Origin of the sequence: Dokdonia sp. Hel_I_53, from assembly GCF_007827465.1 — a bacterium.
GTDB lineage: Bacteria > Bacteroidota > Bacteroidia > Flavobacteriales > Flavobacteriaceae > Dokdonia.
On sequence record NZ_VISL01000001.1, the window covers coordinates 2107911 to 2124488 of the forward strand.

19 protein-coding genes are annotated in these 16578 nt (G+C 37.3%); 13 read left to right on the plus strand and 6 right to left on the minus strand.

The annotated features are described in order from the left end of the window. Position 1: 1 nt before the first annotated feature. Positions 2 to 1213 carry a nucleoside permease gene (locus tag OD90_RS09455; RefSeq protein ID WP_144668930.1) on the minus strand — a complete coding sequence of 404 codons (1212 nt, stop codon included), beginning with the start codon at positions 1211 to 1213 and terminating at the stop codon, positions 2 to 4. 5 nt (positions 1214 to 1218) lie between these two features. Further along, positions 1219 to 2208 carry a sugar phosphate isomerase/epimerase family protein gene (locus OD90_RS09460; protein ID WP_144668931.1) on the minus strand — a complete coding sequence of 330 codons (990 nt, stop codon included), beginning with the start codon at positions 2206 to 2208 and terminating at the stop codon, positions 1219 to 1221. Positions 2209 to 2400: 192 nt separating this feature from the next. Between OD90_RS09460 and OD90_RS09465 the strand changes: the two genes are divergently transcribed. The 8 genes from OD90_RS09465 (at position 2401) to OD90_RS09500 (ending at position 9285) form a co-directional block, all read left to right on the plus strand. Further along, positions 2401 to 4080 carry a GMC oxidoreductase gene (locus OD90_RS09465; RefSeq protein ID WP_144669685.1) on the plus strand — a complete coding sequence of 560 codons (1680 nt, stop codon included), beginning with the start codon at positions 2401 to 2403 and terminating at the stop codon, positions 4078 to 4080. Between the two features lies 1 nt (position 4081). Further along, positions 4082 to 4723 carry a gluconate 2-dehydrogenase subunit 3 family protein gene (locus tag OD90_RS09470; protein ID WP_186434744.1) on the plus strand — a complete coding sequence of 214 codons (642 nt, stop codon included), beginning with the start codon at positions 4082 to 4084 and terminating at the stop codon, positions 4721 to 4723. 80 nt (positions 4724 to 4803) lie between these two features. Continuing rightward, positions 4804 to 5748 (plus strand): hydroxypyruvate isomerase family protein, encoded by a 945-nt coding sequence (locus OD90_RS09475; RefSeq protein WP_144668933.1) that lies wholly within the window; start codon positions 4804 to 4806, stop codon positions 5746 to 5748. A gap of 77 nt (positions 5749 to 5825) precedes the next feature. Beyond that, on the plus strand, positions 5826 to 6704 hold the full coding sequence (locus OD90_RS09480) for a cell division protein FtsX (protein WP_144668934.1): 879 nt from the start codon (positions 5826 to 5828) through the stop codon (positions 6702 to 6704). Positions 6705 to 6708: 4 nt separating this feature from the next. Further along, positions 6709 to 6969: a DUF3098 domain-containing protein gene (locus OD90_RS09485; protein WP_144668935.1), complete on the plus strand. Its 261-nt coding sequence runs from the start codon at positions 6709 to 6711 to the stop codon at positions 6967 to 6969. A gap of 15 nt (positions 6970 to 6984) precedes the next feature. Continuing rightward, a complete protein-coding gene (locus OD90_RS09490) occupies positions 6985 to 7782 on the plus strand; it encodes an undecaprenyl-diphosphate phosphatase (RefSeq protein ID WP_144668936.1) in 798 nt (265 codons plus the stop codon). Beyond that, a complete protein-coding gene (truB, locus tag OD90_RS09495) occupies positions 7782 to 8507 on the plus strand; it encodes a tRNA pseudouridine(55) synthase TruB (protein ID WP_144668937.1) in 726 nt (241 codons plus the stop codon). Before OD90_RS09490 ends, truB begins: the two co-directional genes overlap by 1 nt. Positions 8508 to 8559: 52 nt before the next feature. Then, on the plus strand, positions 8560 to 9285 hold the full coding sequence (locus OD90_RS09500; RefSeq protein ID WP_144668938.1) for a hypothetical protein: 726 nt from the start codon (positions 8560 to 8562) through the stop codon (positions 9283 to 9285). On the opposite strand, the gene OD90_RS09505 is transcribed toward OD90_RS09500, so the two are convergent. Further along, positions 9269 to 9901, minus strand: coding sequence for a thioredoxin family protein (locus OD90_RS09505; protein ID WP_144668939.1), 633 nt, complete (start codon positions 9899 to 9901; stop codon positions 9269 to 9271). The two genes, OD90_RS09500 and OD90_RS09505, sit on opposite strands and share 17 nt — an antisense overlap. Before the next feature lie 64 nt (positions 9902 to 9965). Here OD90_RS09505 and OD90_RS09510 point away from each other — a divergent pair, with 64 nt between their 5' ends. Next, positions 9966 to 10529, plus strand: a complete 564-nt coding sequence (locus tag OD90_RS09510) for a DNA-3-methyladenine glycosylase I (RefSeq protein ID WP_144668940.1) — start codon at positions 9966 to 9968, stop codon at positions 10527 to 10529. A gap of 22 nt (positions 10530 to 10551) precedes the next feature. On the opposite strand, the gene aat is transcribed toward OD90_RS09510, so the two are convergent. The 3 genes from aat to OD90_RS09525 form a co-directional block, all read right to left on the minus strand. Then, positions 10552 to 11184 carry a leucyl/phenylalanyl-tRNA--protein transferase gene (gene aat / locus OD90_RS09515; RefSeq protein WP_144668941.1) on the minus strand — a complete coding sequence of 211 codons (633 nt, stop codon included), beginning with the start codon at positions 11182 to 11184 and terminating at the stop codon, positions 10552 to 10554. A 101-nt stretch (positions 11185 to 11285) separates the two neighbouring features. Further along, positions 11286 to 11669 carry a DUF3127 domain-containing protein gene (locus OD90_RS09520; protein WP_144668942.1) on the minus strand — a complete coding sequence of 128 codons (384 nt, stop codon included), beginning with the start codon at positions 11667 to 11669 and terminating at the stop codon, positions 11286 to 11288. 37 nt (positions 11670 to 11706) lie between these two features. Further along, positions 11707 to 12582 (minus strand): flavin reductase family protein, encoded by an 876-nt coding sequence (locus tag OD90_RS09525; protein ID WP_144669686.1) that lies wholly within the window; start codon positions 12580 to 12582, stop codon positions 11707 to 11709. A 458-nt stretch (positions 12583 to 13040) separates the two neighbouring features. Between OD90_RS09525 and OD90_RS09530 the strand changes: the two genes are divergently transcribed. The 4 genes from OD90_RS09530 (at position 13041) to OD90_RS09545 (ending at position 16564) form a co-directional block, all read left to right on the plus strand. Continuing rightward, the gene (locus tag OD90_RS09530) at positions 13041 to 14186 is read left to right on the plus strand and encodes an SPFH domain-containing protein (RefSeq protein WP_144668943.1); all 1146 of its coding nucleotides are present in this window, start codon (positions 13041 to 13043) and stop codon (positions 14184 to 14186) included. 91 nt (positions 14187 to 14277) lie between these two features. After that, a complete protein-coding gene (locus OD90_RS09535; protein WP_144668944.1) occupies positions 14278 to 15390 on the plus strand; it encodes a DNA helicase PriA in 1113 nt (370 codons plus the stop codon). Between the two features lie 121 nt (positions 15391 to 15511). Beyond that, positions 15512 to 15928, plus strand: a complete 417-nt coding sequence (locus OD90_RS09540; RefSeq protein ID WP_144668945.1) for an OsmC family peroxiredoxin — start codon at positions 15512 to 15514, stop codon at positions 15926 to 15928. 150 nt (positions 15929 to 16078) lie between these two features. After that, positions 16079 to 16564 (plus strand): acyl-CoA thioesterase, encoded by a 486-nt coding sequence (locus tag OD90_RS09545; RefSeq protein ID WP_144668946.1) that lies wholly within the window; start codon positions 16079 to 16081, stop codon positions 16562 to 16564. Positions 16565 to 16578: the final 14 nt, after the last annotated feature.

Consider the following 16578-nt stretch of genomic DNA (forward strand, 5'->3'; position numbering starts at 1 on the left):
ATTATTCTTTTACTTCAATTTTCTCGTTTTTAAATGTAATAAGGAAAAATAGAAAAACGCCACCAGCTATTATTGCAGGTATGGTCCATATAGCTTCCCAACTATGCCCACCATCTGCTAGTGCGTTTAAATCTGTGATTTTTCCAGCAAGGCGAAAACCAATGAGCATTCCTAACCCGTATGTAGCAAGTGTAATTAGTCCTTGTGCTGAGCTTTTAAATTTTTCTCCCGCCTTATAGTCTGTATAAATCTGACCAGATACGAAGAAGAAATCATAACATATACCGTGTAAGATGATCCCAAATATGAGCATCCAAGTGCCTTCTCCTGCATCGCCATAAGCAAATAAAATATAACGCACAACCCAGGCTAACATACCAACTAGAAGCGTAAGTTTAATACCATATTTCTTTAAAAATATAGGAAGCAGTAACATAAATGCTATTTCTGACATTTGCCCAAAGGTCATTTTACCCGCAGCACCTTCCATACCTATTTCATTTAAAAATTGATTTGCGTGTTGGTAATAAAACGCCAGTGGAATACAGATAAGAATAGAGGCTATAAAAAAGACAAGGTATCTTTTGTCCTTTAGCATCCCAAGTGCATCTAATCCTAATATGTCACGCACGGTAACTTTTTCGTTTTTACTTACCACAGGTGGAGTATCGGGTAGCGTAAAACTAAATAAGCCAAGTATCGCCGCTGCTACAGCAGCCATAAGAAAGGTGTTTTGTAAAAGATTTTCAGATTCCCAAGCTAAAAATCCAATAGCTAGACCAGCTACAATCCACCCTACGGTGCCTAGTACACGTATCAACGCAAAGTCTTTAGCGGGATCTTTCATTTGTCTAAAAGCCACAGAGTTTACTAGCGCTAGTGTAGGCATATATAATATCATATAAATTAAAATATATGGATAAAATGAGTCAAAGCTTTGCGATGTACCAGCTAGATATAATAACACAGCGCCTATTAAGTGTAAAACGCCTAATATCTTTTGGGCAGAAAAGTATCTATCGGCAATGAGCCCTATTATAAATGGAGCTATAATAGCCCCTATAGATTGGGTTTCGTAGGCCATAGCCAGTTGTCCTCCATCTGCACTAAAAGCTTGAGCTAAAAAAGTACCCATGGTCACAAACCATGCTCCCCAAATAAAAAATTCGAGAAACATCATAACCGATAATTGAATTCTAATCGTTGATTTCATATAGTTTATTTAAGGTTTTCGATCGAATTTTCAACCAGTGCTTTTGTAAGCTTTACACCCTCCATTGGGTCGTCTAGCGAGCCTTCATACTCAGTACCTACATACCCCTCAAAACCACTATCTTTTACTATTTGCATTAGTTGCTGGTAGTCAAGAGTTGTTTCATTACCATCATTGTCAAATTCGTATGATTTTGCAGAGACACCTTTAGCATAGGGCATTAATTGTTTGATACCCTTATAGGTATCGTAAGTTTCAATACATGGAGCGCCCCATCTGGCTCCTCCTTCACGTTTAATGCAAAAGTTACCAAAGTCTGGTAATGTTCCTACCGTAGGCATATTAACTTCTTCCATAACGGCAACAAGTTTAGTTGCATCGCTAGACCAACCGCCATGATTTTCTATAAGAATATTCACTCCAAGTTCTTCTCCATATGCACCAAGCTCTTTTAGAGAAGCAACAGAAATTTTATGCCATTGTTCAGGATCGAGTTCGCCAAATAGATTTGCCCTTATGGAATGAGCACCCATAACTTTTGCGGCGTCCATCCATATTTTATGATTTTCGATAGCCGCTGCGAGTTTTTCAGGGTCTGGGTCTGCAAGTTCTCCTGCATTATCAACCATGAGTAACACACTTTCAACCTCTGCTTGTTTTGCATTTTTAGACAATGTTGTCGCAAGTTTCATCACGTCTTCTCGGTAATTGGGTCCTACTGATTGTACAGAAGGGTATAGCTGTGTTACGTATTCAACACCGGAGAAGCCTAAATCTCTAGCAATTGCAGGGAAGTTTAAGGGGTCCAAAGTTCCATCAAGAAAAGGTTTGTGTAAAGACCATTGTGCTAAAGAATGTTGAATGTTCATAGCGGTACTGGCTACTTCTTCTTTTTCTGCTTTCGCGAAAGCGTTTTCATCCTTAATTTTTACTTCATTTTTACATGAAATAAAACCTAAAAAGACGATAATAGAGCCAATTATAAAATTTTTCATAAAACTAGAATTAAAAAAGAGGCGTACTACAACGTTTTCGCCTGCGAATTACTGTTAAATATAGGTTTTTACTAAGGTAGTCTTTTTTACATATTCACAAAAAACAACATAAAATTTATATATTTGGTAACAAGCTTCCTAAATAATTTTCATAAATACAATATAACAGTGAATACAGCTAACGAAAACGAAATGTACGACGCAATTGTCGTAGGCTCAGGCATCTCCGGAGGATGGGCCGCAAAAGAACTTTGTGAAAATGGGCTCAAAACGCTTGTCTTAGAACGAGGGCGTATGGTCAAGCATATTGAAGATTATCCTACCATGCACATGGATCCATGGGATCTAAAATACCGTGGGAATAATAGCGCAGAAGTGGAAGCTCGTTATCATAAACAAGCACGTACAGGATATGTGCACAAAGCAGATACCAGACACTTTTTTGTAGATGATATTGATCATCCATACAACGAGACAAAACGTTTTGATTGGATACGAGGCTATCATGTAGGAGGACGCTCGTTAATGTGGGGTAGACAAAGTTACCGACTTAGCGATATAGATTTTGAGGCTAACAAAAAGGAAAATATTGCAGTAGACTGGCCTGTACGATATGAAGATATCTCTCCATGGTACGATAAAGTAGAAGAGTATATCTCTGTATCTGGAGAAAAACTTGGATTAGAGGTGCTTCCGGATGGTAAATTTTCACCACCTATGGAACTTAATTGTGTGGAAGAAACACTTAAGAAAAACATGGCCGAAAACTACAAAGACGGTAGATTGCTCACCATAGGTCGAGTTGCGCATATTACAGGTTCAAAAAGCCATGATGGGCGCTCTGCGTGTCAGTTTAGAAATCGTTGTGCTAGAGGGTGCCCTTTTGGAGGGTATTTCTCATCCAACTCTTCAACCCTACCTGCTGCAGAGAGAACAGGAAATCTTACAGTAAGACCTTATTCTATTGTTACAGAGGTAATGTATGATGATGCTACTGGTAAAGCTACTGGAGTTAGAGTGATCGATCAGGAAACGATGGAGAAAAAAGAATTTAAAGCAAAAGTAGTATTTCTATGTGCTTCTGCTATAGCATCTGCCAGTATCCTTATGCAGTCTAAAAGCGAGCGCTTCCCTAACGGTATGGGGAATGACTCTGGAGAATTAGGTCACAACTTAATGGACCATCACTTTAAGGCAGGAGCCACAGCAAAATGGTCAGGAGATAAAGACAAATATTACAAGGGCCGCAGGCCTAATGGAATTTATATCCCACGTTTTAGAAATTTAGGAGGAGAAACAGAGCAGAAAAACTTTAAAAGAGGATATGGTTATCAGGGTGGAGCAAGCCGCGGTGATTGGTCTTCTTTAGTATCTGAAGCAGGATATGGAAAAAAACTGAAAGAGGTTGCTCAAGAACCAGGGGGGTGGACTATTGGTTTAATGGGCTTTGGAGAATGTTTACCATACCACGAGAACAAAATGACACTCGATTATAATAAATTGGATAAATGGGGATTACCTACAGTTACTTTTGATGCAGAGTGGAAAAAGAACGAATGGGAAATGCGTAAGGATATGATTTCGAGCGCTAAGGATATGCTTAAAAAAGCTGGCTTTGAAGATATTCAAACGATGGATGATCCAAGTGCACCTGGAAATGGCATACACGAGATGGGTACCGCTCGTATGGGACGAGATCCTAAAACTTCTGTATGTAACGGTGATAATCAATTACATGCTGTACCTAACGTGTATATTACAGATGGAGCTTTTATGACATCTGCTAGTTGTGTTAATCCATCACTTACCTACATGGCCTTTAGCGCACGTGCAGCAAATCATGCTGCAGCTCAACTCAAAAAAGAAGCATAAGATGAAAAGGAGACAACTTATAAAAAACTTAGGACTAGGTGGTGTGGCTTTAGTAGCAACGCCTACAGTATTAAGCTTACTTCAAAGCTGCAAAAGTGAACCTGTTTTTGAAACAGTTTTTGTAAACCAGCAGCAAGGAAGAGCATTGCGTCATATTGTAGACTTAATCATACCTTCTGATGAAAGTGTTCCAGGAGCTATAGATGTAGGTGTACATAACTTTATTGATATGTATTGGAATGATGTGCTGGAAGAAGAGGACAAGCCGCAAATAAAATTAGGCTTTGATGCACTAGCAAATAGATTGGAAGACCTAACGGGCAAAACCTTTGAAAATGCAAATGCAGAAGATTTTGATCAAGTACTGGCAAAATATCTCATGGCTACTCCAGAGCAAGCAGCTGCCTATGAAAAAAATCTTGGTTCTTTTTACCAAACATACGCTAAAGACAAATCAACCATTCCAGATCCAGATGCAGCTTCATTTAGTTTATTAGGTAATCTAAGAGGGATGACGCTTTGGGCATGGAAAACCTCAGAAGAAATAGGAGAGAATGTACTAGCTTACGACCCTATTCCGGGACAACAGATAGGTTGCCTGCCAGTGCAAGGCGCTACAGGAGGTAAGGCATATTCACTATAAATAGCTTTACAATTAAGCTGTTTAAATAGTAACTAGAAATTAATCTTTCTACAGTTTTTAATCTTATATTTAAGATATCTATGGATCGAAGAAAATTTATACTAAAAGGAGCCCTTACAGGTTCCTTTTTAGGTTTTGGGGGAGTGGGTCACGCTTTCGCGAAAGCGTACCCAAAAGAGAAAGCTGCTCTTAAACTCAAAAGTGATCATGATTTTAATTTAAATTATGCGCCTCATATAGGCATGTTTAAGGAACATGCAGGAGCAGATCCTATGGATCAACTTGAGTTTATGGCATCTCAGGGATTTACAGCTTTTGAGGATAATGAGATGCGCAACCGTCCTATTGCACAACAAAAGGCTATGGCTGCCAAAATGGAGTACCATAATATGATGATGGGTGTATTTGTGGGTCATAAAATTTATTGGACGGAAGCAAACCTAGCAAGTGGTAAAGCCACCTACCGTGAAGAATTTTTAACGGATATAAGAAAGTCTATCGAGGTAGCAAAACGCATGAATGCCACTTGGATTACGGTCGTTCCAGGGCACGTAGATCTACGACAGGACATGGGTTTTCAAACAGCAAATGTTTTGGAAACTCTTAAGCAAGCCGCTTCTATTTTAGAACCGCACGGGATTGTAATGGTGCTAGAACCACTCAATTTCAAAAACCACCCAGGATTATTTTTGTCAAAATCGCCGCAAGCATATCAAATTTGTAAAGCGGTTGATAGTCCTTCTTGTAAAATTTTATTTGACATCTATCACCAGCAAATTCAAGAGGGTAATTTAATTCCTAATATTGCACAGACGTGGGATGAGATAGCCTACTTTCAAATAGGGGACAATCCAGGTCGTAACGAGCCTACCTCTGGAGAAATTAATTATAAAAATGTTTTCAAATACATACATAGCCGTGGCTATGAAGGAATTTTAGGTATGGAGCATGGGAATAGCATTAATGGAAAAGAAGGAGAGCAACGTGTGATTGAGGCTTATGTAGCGAGTGATTCATTTATTTGAAAAAATAAAAGTAGAGAGTTAAAACGATTGGATAAGGATTCTATAGTATTTACTACTTTTACACGAAACAATTGCCAATGAGTTCTTCTTTTGAAAAATATCAAAAACGACGCTTAATCACTTCTTACTTTTCAGTCGTGATTAGTATCGCGTTGGTACTTTTTTTATTAGGATTACTAGGTATGCTCATACTTAACACTAAAAAAGTAGCAGACTATTTTAAAGAAACCGTAGCGATAGGTATATATTTCAAGGATACCGCGAAAGACGTTGAAATGAAACAGCTTGAGAAATCGCTTTCGCTAGCTCCTTCAACAAAATCAATACAGTTCGTTTCAAAAGAAGAAGCGGCTGAGGCTCATAGTAAAGAGTTGGGAGAGAATTTTGTAGAATACTTGGGAGAGAACCCACTACAGAACAGTATTGATTTGTATCTAAATGCAGATTTCGTGTCGGCAGAAAAGGTTGATGAAATTGCGGCAACTATTTCTAGCAAAGACTTTGTGGAAGAGGTTACCTACGACAAGCCTCTTATCTCCTTATTAAATGATAATATTAAAAAGATAAGTCTATGGGTCTTAATTATCTCGGGCATATTTACGTTTATTGCCGTGTTGCTCATTAATAGTTCGATTCGATTATCTGTATACGCAAAGCGTTTTACTATCAAAACGATGCAAATGGTAGGTGCCACTAAACGGTTTATACGCAGACCTTTTGTTTGGAAAAGTGTAAAGTTAGGAATGATAGGTGCCATCATTGCCCTTGCAGGGATGGGTGGCGTATTATATTATGCAGATAAAACATTCCCACAACTAACGTTGTTAGATGACCCTTTGCTTATAGGTGCATTATTTCTAGGAGTATTTCTAATTGGTATATTGATCACTTGGTTTAGTACCTTTCTAGCAACACAGCGTTTCTTAAATTTGCGTACAGACGAATTATACTACTAAACACATGGGAGAGCAAAAACGAAAGACGGAAACAAAACAGGCTACCGAATTTATATTTGGCAAGAAAAATTTCAAATGGATGCTTATAGGCCTAGGAGTTATAGCTCTAGGTTTTTTACTTATGTCTGGAGGAGGAAGCGACGATCCTACTGTTTTTAATCCAGAAATCTATTCTTGGAGACGTATACGACTAGCACCCGCAGTTATCCTCATAGGCTTTGGTATCGAGGTGTACGCTATATTATTAAATCCGCATAAGCATTAATAGCTTTTAAAATTTATGGATTATTTAGACGCACTTATTCTTGGTGTTATACAAGGACTCACAGAATTTTTACCAGTATCTTCAAGTGGACACTTAGAATTAGGTAAAGCTGTACTGGGAGACACCTCCGTTCCAGAGGAAAGTCTCATGTTTACCGTGGTAGTACATTTTGCTACCGCTTTATCTACTATCGTTGTTTTTAGAAAAGATATTATCGAAATAGTAAAAGGACTTTTTTCGTTTAAGTGGAATGAAGAGACGCAATTTTCTGCAAAAATTATTCTCTCCATGCTTCCTGCTGTTTTTATAGGTTTATTCTTTGAAGAGCAATTAGAAGCATTGTTTGGTAGTAACATTTTACTTGTAGGTTGTATGCTTATAGTAACGGCTGTCTTGTTATATTTTGCAGACAGAGCTAAGGACACACAAAAAAATGTTTCATTTTCAAACGCATTCATTATCGGAGTTTCTCAAGCCGTAGCCATGATACCAGGGATCTCTCGTAGTGGAGCTACTATTTCTACTTCTGTATTGCTGGGTAATGATAAGAGTAAAGCAGCCCGCTTTTCATTTCTAATGGTAATACCATTAATTTTTGGTAAAATAGCAAAGGATTTAATGGATGGGGCGCTTACCTCACAAACAGGGAATGTATCAGTGCTGATTATTGGATTTTTTGCGGCTTTTATAGCTGGTCTTGTAGCTTGTACCTGGATGATTAAATTGGTTAAGAAAAGCAAACTTTCTTGGTTTGCTGTATACTGTCTAGTAGTAGGTTTAGTTGCTATAGGATTCACACTATATAATCGATAATGGTGGAGCCAGAAAATACATTAACAGACCATGATTATAAAGAAGGGCAGGTGTTACTTTTTGATAAGCCATTAGAGTGGACCTCTTTTCAGCTTGTAAATAAAGTACGCTGGCTTATTCGTAAGAATCTAAATATAAAGAAGATTAAGGTAGGTCATGCTGGAACGTTAGATCCGCTCGCTACAGGCTTAATGATCATTTGTACAGGTAAGTTTACTAAGCGTATAAATGAATTTATGGGTCAGGAAAAAGAGTATACAGGTACTATATATCTTGGAGCTACTACACCTAGCTATGATCTTGAAACAGAAATAGACCAGACCTTCCCTACAGAACATATAACGGAGGAGGCGATATACGCTTTCGCGAAAGCGTACCAAGGAAAGATTCAACAACGGCCTCCTATCTTTTCTGCACTTAAAAAAGAGGGAAAACGACTATACGAATTTGCAAGAGCAGGTGAGGAAGTTGAAATACCCACTAGAGAAGTAGAAATCACTTCCTTTGAAATCACACGTATTGAAATGCCAGAAGTAGATTTTAAGGTGAGTTGTAGTAAAGGTACGTACATACGATCTTTAGCCTTTGACTTTGGTAAAGCGCTAGAAAGTGGTGCGCATCTTACGAAGCTTAGAAGAACTAGAATAGGTGATTATCACGTAGATAAAGCACAAACACTAGATAATTTTATAGAAACGTTCTCTCCAGCAGCTTTTGAAAGCTAAAACTTAGAGTAAGAGGTCTTTATAAATTAAGTTTACGTAATTTTACATCCCCATGAAAATTTCGAATTCAGATAAAGCATTATTAATTACAATTTCAAGTGCGAGTATACTTGTTTTGGTATTTTTCTTTCTGGGGGTTAAACCTTACCAAGGAGAACTAGAAGAGGAATTTATAGAAATGGCCGTTCTTACAGAACCCATACCAGAAGATCAGGAAGATCTACTTTCTGAAATGCCAGATATCTCCTCAATTCTATCTAATCAGCTATATGACCCTAATCAACTGGAAGCAGAGTCAAAGGCATTAGACGCAGATGATGAAGTTAGGAAAGCCATAGAGGCAAGACAGGAAGAGAGTATTCAAAACTTAGATGCAGATAATGAAGCTAGGCGTAAAGCACTACTAGAAGAACAAGATGAACATCTTGAAGCTCAAAGGAAAGATCTGGAGGAAGCGATAGCGGCTAGGGAATCAAATCGCGGTCAAAAAAAGCAGAGTAAATACAGACAGAGTACAGTATCTTATAATCTTGTAGATAGAACTGCCATTAAATTACCTAACCCAGTATATACCTGCGACGCAATTGGCAAAGTTGTAATTAATATTACGGTAAACGGTCAAGGATCGATTATTAAAAAATCATTTAACAGCACTTCTTCTTCATCTTCTAATGGTTGCTTGATAGAACAAGCCATGAAATACCTTGAGAATGCTTACTTTGACAATAGTCCTAAATTGCAGCAGCTAGGTACCGTAACCTTTATTTTTCAAGGCTAATTTGTTGAAGTAGCTTTAGTAAATCTTCTGCTGTATTTTGCCCTTTATCTTTAGTATACCAGATTTGTAAATCCTGCTTAAACTCAGGTGTTAAAGAGCCATGTTCTTCTTTGTAATCATTCACAAGTTTAGTCGCCTTTGTAGGTCTAGGACCCCAATCACCCACAATCTTTTTACCTTGAGAATCGTAGGCAATAAGTTTGGGAATTGATCTCCCGCCATTATATAAAAACGCATCCATAAGTTCCTTATGCTCATCTCTCAATACGACCTTGAACTGTATGCCCTCATTTAGATCTGCAAACTTTTGCATTACGGGCATAGTTTGAGCAGCATCCCCACACCAAGTTTCTGTAAGTACAAGCCAAGTTACTTTATTATCATAATTAGTTATGACAGTTTTCACATCTTCAGAAAGTTTGAGAGTTTTATCAAGGCGCTTCATCCGTTTGTGATTGAGCATCGTATAGTTTGCGAGGTTTTCTGATCTCTCGTCACCAGAATTAGTTCCCACAATGGCATGCTGTTCTGTAAAAGCTCTATAGTCTTTGTAGGAGATGGCATCTTTTAGCGCATTTTCAACTAATTGCTCTTTAGTATCTTCAATGACTTTCATATTAGATTATTTAAGTTATTGACAACAAACTTACTATCTTTAAGAGAACTATAAACTTAGATAAATGCTAAAAAACAGATGTGGCTGGTGTGTAGGAGATTCGGTGTATGAAGAGTATCATGATATAGAATGGGGAGTTCCGATAAAGGATGACCAAACTCTTTTTGAATTTTTAGTATTAGAAACTTTTCAAGCTGGGTTAAGCTGGATTACTATTTTGCGTAAAAGAGAAAATTTTAGAAAAGCCTTCGACAATTTCGATTATAAACGTATTGCAAGCTACAAGGAAGATAAAATACAATCATTACTACAAGATGAAGGAATTGTACGCAATAAGCTAAAAGTTCGTGGTACCGTAGTAAACGCAAAATTATTCATGGAATTGCAAAATGAATACGGAAGCTTTTCAAATTACCTTTGGGCTTACGTAGATCATAAACCTATTAAAAATAGCGTGAGAGATTATAAAAATGCACCTGCAAATACAGTTTTAAGTGATACTATTTCTAAAGATCTCAAAAAGCGAGGTTTTAAATTTGTAGGATCTACGGTGATTTATGCTTTTATGCAAGCTATAGGTATGGTAAACGATCATGAAGTAGATTGTTGGAGGTATCATATCGTATAAAATTAAATTGTCAATTTAAGGGCTACTTTAGATATTTCAAGAAACGATCCCTAGAGATCTCATCTGCACCTAGACTTGCGAGATGTTCTGTGTACATTTGGCAATCAATCAACTTATAATTGAGTGCGGCAAGCTTTCGCGAAAGCGTAATAAACCCCGCTTTACTTGCATTGCTCATGGTGGTAAACATGCTTTCTCCACAAAAAACGCCTTTCTCCTTGAGGTCAATTCCATACAAACCTCCTACTAGCTCATCTTCGTGCCATACCTCTATAGAGATAGCATATCCTAGTTCATGTAATCTTAAGTAAGCATCTACAATATCGTTAGTGATCCAAGTGCCTTCCTGACCATTACGTTTTATACGCTTACAAGCGAGAATTACTTCAAGAAAATTTTGATTGTAGGTTACTTTAAAATAATTATCGCGTAATACTTTACGCATAGACTTAGAGACCTTTACATCATTAGGTTTTACTACCATTCTCGGGTCTGGTGTCCACCATAAAATGGGCTGCCCGTCGTTGTACCACGGGAAGATTCCTGAGCGGTAAGCTTTAAGAAGCCAGTCCGGTGTGAGTTCACCTCCTACCATAAGCAAGCCATCCTCATCTGCAAGGTGGTGATCTGGAAACCGAGGCTGGTGATAATGCATGGGGATTCCTATTTAGAATTAGCTTAAAGTTAGTATCACAATATAAAAGGCCCAAAACAATTGAGATCGCTTTGGGCCTTTTAATTTAAAATAAATTTTCCTTAGAAAGGAAGATCGTCGTGATCGTCTGTGTTTAAATTTGATGCAGGTTCAAAGGAGTCTGCTGGAGGCATAGGTGGTAACGGTTGCCCTCCACCTGCATTTGCAGCACTTAAGTTTTCTATTCTCCACCCTTGCACTGTATTAAAATATTTAGTCTCTCCTTGTGGGCTTACCCACTCGCGTCCTCTTAGGTTAATGCTAATTTTCACATTTTGACCTACTGAGTAGCTGTTTAAAAGATCTGTTTTATCTTGAACAAACTCCACCATAATGTGTTGCGGATATTGCTCTTCTGTGGTGACTACCACTTCTCTTTTTCTAAAACCGTTGTTCCCAAAAGTTTGCGTCTCACCTATCTTCTTGATTTTTCCTTGTACTTCCATCTTATTCAATTATTGAGGATGTAAATTTATGAAATTTCTACCGCTTTGCGAGTAGAACCATCCACGCTTTATTCACATTTTTTTCGGCAAGAAAGGCCTGTGCAATTCTGTGTCTAGAAACGTTGTCTTCGTGAGCGAGCACATCTTTTAATTGGGCATTTGCTTTCGCGAAAGCGTTAATAGCATCCTCACTAGGTAAGTTTTCTACATTTCCCAACATACCCAAATCATTACCCGTAAGAACACTGCTATTTCTTATATCTTGAGGTATTTGATCTACTCCTATTCCTGTTCTAGCAACAGGTTTGGGTACTTCAAAGAGCCCTTCTTTTGCACGCCCGTACCAATTACCGCCTAATCGGGAAACTTGATCAATTTTTACAGGATCAATGCCTCCATTTTCATCTAAGATGTTTTTTGAGAGATGTATTTTTAATACTTCACAGATTACTAAATTTCCTGCACCACCCTGATCACCTAGTGGTTTAACCTCTATTACATTACATTCAAACTGAACGGGTGATTCTGAAACGCGAGGAGGTTGTACCATTTCTGAAGCTACGGGAGTAAGACCTGACTTAATAAATTCGTTTATCCCTTTATCATAGGCAGTACTAGCGAGAGACATTTGCTGTACCATGGCATAATTTACAATATTAACGGTGCACTCTGAAACCTCTAGTACATTATCCAACGTATTTTTTGTAGTGTTATCCCGACCACTTCGAGATGGAGAATACACTAAAATAGGAGGGTTTGCGCCAAATACATTAAAGAAACTAAATGGTGCTAGGTTAACATTGCCATCCTTATCTACAGTACTTGCAAAAGCGATAGGCCTAGGGCCTACGGCTCCAGTGAGATGACCAAATAACTGAGATACTGGAATTTCTTTTGGATCTATAGTGAGCATTACTTTTGAAATTTTATCTTGTTTCTTCAAAAATAACCAATCTTTAATGTTAAAGCGCGCTCTTATTTTGAATTGATACAATAAACTGTCATTGCCTGTCGCTTAGAAAAGCAAATTTAAAATGGGGTAAAGAACCCTACTATTTCAAGACATAAACACCCACTATCCTTTTTATAAGTAAATCATCTTTGTAAGGAATTAACCATTTAAATAATCAATTATGAAAACGCAACAAGAAGATTGGGGGCTTCTAGAGCAAATCTGTCAAGATGAAGAATTTGATGTAGCCTATTTTTCAATAGAATTTCCAGATGGAACTTCTTACGAGTATCAAGCTTAATGTCTTGTAACTAAGACATATTATTTAAATTTTGAATCGGCTATAGTTTGGGGGAACAATAGCCGATTTTTTATGTCTTAATTTCATAACTTTAAGACAGAAATTAAAACTACAATTTATGGGGATTTTTGATACAATTAAAGAGAAGCTTAGTCATGAATTTATCGATATCATTGAGTGGCTTGACTATACAGATGACACCATCGCACATCGCTTTGAAAGATATCAAAACGAGATAAAAAATGGAGCAAAATTAATTGTAAGAGAAGGACAAACGGCAGTTTTTGTGAATGAAGGACAGCTTGCAGACGTTTTTAATCCTGGCACATATGATCTTACTACTCAAAACCTACCCATTTTATCGACATTAAAAGGATGGAAATTTGGATTTAACTCGCCATTTAAAGCAGAGGTTTATTTTGTAAACACCCACCTCTTTACAGATGAAAAATGGGGCACAAAAAGTCCTATAACTTTGAGTGATGATCGTTTTGGACTAGTAGAGATAAGAGCATTTGGGACTTATGCTTTTAAAATTGCAGATGCAGGGAAGTTTATTACAGATATTGTCGGCACAGATAATAATTTTACAAATTTTGAAATTAATGAACACCTCAAAAGTCTAATTGCCACACGATTTACAGATACCGTTGGAGAGGCTAACTTACCTATTGAATTGTATGCTGCAAATACCTCTGAGCTTTCAGAAACCTGTAGAGAAGTGATGAAGGCAGAATTTTTATCTGTTGGTATTGCTTTAGAAAAATTTTATATAGAAAATGTGTCTATGCCTGAAGATCTTAAAAAAGAGATCTTTGAATACAGTCGCATTGATAAATTAGACCTAGATAAGCTTACTAAATTCAAAACAGCAAAAGCAATAGAGGCGGCTGCTGCAAATGAAGGCGGTACGGCAGGAGCTGGGATGGGTATGGGCATGGGTTTTGTGCTTGCTCAACAAATGGGGGGTCTAATGGGAGGACAATCAGAAATGGGTTCTCAAAATCAAGCTCAGCCTCAAGTAACCCAAGGAGGTTCTATACCACCACCTATGCCTATTCCGGTACAATATTTTTATGCTGTAAATGGTGCAGAGCAAGGCCCCGTCTCGTTTGAGCAACTCAAATCACTATTTGCAAACCGCACTATTAATAGAGAAAGTTTGATCTGGAAGCAAGGAATGTCCGGATGGACTATGCTACAAGAGGTAGAGGATTTGAAAGTTTTTCTTGGAGGCAATACTCCACCGCCATTACCATTATAAGAGACACAGCTCATACTATTTGATGGTCAACTAAAATTTAAATTTTGAAAAGGTTATGCTTTCTCAAAAGCGTCACCTAATCTATGTCTCAATGGAAGAAAAACACATCCATAAAACAGAATTAAAAAAAGCGTGTATAAACTGCGGTGCTGAGCTTAGATACAAGCCTGCAACGACTTCTATAACGTGTGACTATTGCGGTCATCAAGAAGAAATCTCTATAGCGACGAGCACATTTGAAGAGCTAGAGTTGTATCCCTATTTAGATAAGATGGGGGATCAAAAAAACAGTGAAGAAATAGCTATACTACATTGTAAAAATTGTGGCGCAAACCAACATGTAGAAGAAAACTATAAATCCCTACATTGTGTGTACTGTAGTATGCCTCTCATACTTGAAGATTTTGCTACAGAAGAGTGGATATTGCCTGGGGCTGTACTTCCGTTTCAAATAGATAAAGAAAAAGCTTTTCAAGTCTTTAAAAATTGGGTGCGAGGTCTATGGTGGGCACCTAATAAACTAAAAAAAGCATCCTTAGATCCTCAGTTTACCAAGGGGCTGTATTTACCATACTGGACGTTTGACGCACAGCTTTCGGCCACTTATTTAGGACAAAGAGGTGAATACTATTATGAAACCCAAACTTACAAAGACAATCAAGGAAATAGAAAAACACGCCAAGTGAAAAAAACAAGATGGCACCCTGCTTCTGGTAAGGTCTCTGGTTTTGTAGACGATACTCTTATAGAAGCATCAGCTCAGCGGGCAGGTAGAATTCCTTCAAAAATAGCAAGATGGGATTTACAAAAATTAAAGCCTTTTAATAGTAGTTTTTTAGCAGGCTTTGTTACAGAAAAGTATACAATACCCTTAAAGAAAGGCCATATATCTTCTAAGGAAACAGCTAAGGATATTGCTACCTCATGGGCAATGACAGATATAGGAGGAGATACACAACGTGTAACTACAATTGATATGAATTTAACAGAAGAGACTTTTAAACATATACTGTTACCTGTATATGTGAGCGCTTATCGATATAATGGGAAGGAGTATAATTTTTTTGTAAATGGAGAAACGGGAGCATTATCTGGAAAAAGGCCATATTCTTTTTGGAAAATATTCTTTGCCATATTTGCAGCGCTTCTACTCGTGGGTGTTATTGTGCTGCTTACTCAGTATGGACAAAATGTAGGTTCTTAAGCAATGTTAAACCCGCTGTTATAAGGTGTTAATTACGCTTTCGCGAAAGCTGAATCTTATTACCTTTAAATAAAAAATATGAAGACAACGGTTTATGATTGTCTTAATAAAAACAAATTATATGAAATTTACGAGAAAAGCAAAAGCACATTGGGAAGGAAGTGGTAAAGAAGGTCAAGGAACCATTTCTACTGATAGTACAGCTATGAATGAAGAAAAATACGCTTTTGGTAGCAGATTTGAAAAAGGAGTTGGAACAAATCCAGAAGAATTAGTAGGAGCGGCACACTCAGGCTGTTATACGATGCAATTAAGCTTTTTATTAAATGAAGAAGATTATGTAGCAGATACACTTGATACTGATGCACATGTAACTTTTGAAGATGGAGAAATTACTACCATAAAACTAGTTACAAAAGGAAAAGTACCTAATATCACAAAAGAGAAATTTGAAGAGATAGCACAAAAGGCAAAAAAAGTTTGTCCTATGTCAAAATTAGTAAAAGCAGATGTTAGTCTTGAAGCCACACTTTTATAGAATAGTCGCACATAGAGTATTTTAAAAAGCCCAATGATTAAATTGGGCTTTTTTAATATATACCTCTGGACATTATAAAATAGTATGCGTGCATAGTAAATCATTTTGTAATTTTATGGTTTACTAGACAACAACACAATACAATAAACTATGTATACAAAAGAATTTGATATAAGATGGAGTGATATTGATGCTAACAGACATTTGGCAAACTCAGCTTATGTTAATTTTATGTCTCACACACGTATGGGATATATGATAGAAAATGGATTAAGTCAAAAAGAGATGGTGCAATACAACTTAGGCCCCGTAATCTTTCATGAACAATTATTTTTCTTCAAAGAGGCTTTTCAAGGAAAACCTATAACCGTAACCTTTGAGCTAGGTGGCGCTAGTGAAGACGGTATGTTTTTCAAATTTGTACATAACTTTTACGATCACAAAGGAAGAAACTTAGCTAGAGGAAGTATGCAAGGAGGGTGGATAGACTTAAAATCAAGAAAAATGGTAGGTCTTCCAGAATCTCTAAAGCCTATCCTTACAAATGCTCCAAAAACGAATGATTTCAAAGTCCTTACAAAGGAAGACATGAGAGCACATGGTGAGTTTCCTAAAGATATCGAACAAAAAAATTAGTACGTTCAGTATAG

What these genes read in the sequence shown, in the direction of transcription:
- OD90_RS09510 (WP_144668940.1), top strand. Translation starts at nt 9,966, where the DNA reads ATGCTAAAAAACAGATGTGGCTGGTGTGTAGGAGATTCGGTGTATGAA.
- OD90_RS09465 (WP_144669685.1), top strand. Translation starts at nt 2,401, where the DNA reads ATGTACGACGCAATTGTCGTAGGCTCAGGCATCTCCGGAGGATGGGCC.
- OD90_RS09500 (WP_144668938.1), top strand. Translation starts at nt 8,560, where the DNA reads ATGAAAATTTCGAATTCAGATAAAGCATTATTAATTACAATTTCAAGT.
- OD90_RS09485 (WP_144668935.1), top strand. Translation starts at nt 6,709, where the DNA reads ATGGGAGAGCAAAAACGAAAGACGGAAACAAAACAGGCTACCGAATTT.
- OD90_RS09525 (WP_144669686.1), bottom strand. Translation starts at nt 12,582, where the DNA reads ATGCTCACTATAGATCCAAAAGAAATTCCAGTATCTCAGTTATTTGGT.
- OD90_RS09520 (WP_144668942.1), bottom strand. Translation starts at nt 11,669, where the DNA reads ATGGAAGTACAAGGAAAAATCAAGAAGATAGGTGAGACGCAAACTTTT.
- OD90_RS09505 (WP_144668939.1), bottom strand. Translation starts at nt 9,901, where the DNA reads ATGAAAGTCATTGAAGATACTAAAGAGCAATTAGTTGAAAATGCGCTA.
- truB (WP_144668937.1), top strand. Translation starts at nt 7,782, where the DNA reads ATGGTGGAGCCAGAAAATACATTAACAGACCATGATTATAAAGAAGGG.
- OD90_RS09455 (WP_144668930.1), bottom strand. Translation starts at nt 1,213, where the DNA reads ATGAAATCAACGATTAGAATTCAATTATCGGTTATGATGTTTCTCGAA.
- OD90_RS09530 (WP_144668943.1), top strand. Translation starts at nt 13,041, where the DNA reads ATGGGGATTTTTGATACAATTAAAGAGAAGCTTAGTCATGAATTTATC.
- OD90_RS09470 (WP_186434744.1), top strand. Translation starts at nt 4,082, where the DNA reads ATGAAAAGGAGACAACTTATAAAAAACTTAGGACTAGGTGGTGTGGCT.
- OD90_RS09535 (WP_144668944.1), top strand. Translation starts at nt 14,278, where the DNA reads ATGGAAGAAAAACACATCCATAAAACAGAATTAAAAAAAGCGTGTATA.
- OD90_RS09490 (WP_144668936.1), top strand. Translation starts at nt 6,985, where the DNA reads ATGGATTATTTAGACGCACTTATTCTTGGTGTTATACAAGGACTCACA.
- OD90_RS09480 (WP_144668934.1), top strand. Translation starts at nt 5,826, where the DNA reads ATGAGTTCTTCTTTTGAAAAATATCAAAAACGACGCTTAATCACTTCT.
- OD90_RS09475 (WP_144668933.1), top strand. Translation starts at nt 4,804, where the DNA reads ATGGATCGAAGAAAATTTATACTAAAAGGAGCCCTTACAGGTTCCTTT.
- OD90_RS09460 (WP_144668931.1), bottom strand. Translation starts at nt 2,208, where the DNA reads ATGAAAAATTTTATAATTGGCTCTATTATCGTCTTTTTAGGTTTTATT.
- OD90_RS09545 (WP_144668946.1), top strand. Translation starts at nt 16,079, where the DNA reads ATGTATACAAAAGAATTTGATATAAGATGGAGTGATATTGATGCTAAC.
- aat (WP_144668941.1), bottom strand. Translation starts at nt 11,184, where the DNA reads ATGCATTATCACCAGCCTCGGTTTCCAGATCACCACCTTGCAGATGAG.
- OD90_RS09540 (WP_144668945.1), top strand. Translation starts at nt 15,512, where the DNA reads ATGAAATTTACGAGAAAAGCAAAAGCACATTGGGAAGGAAGTGGTAAA.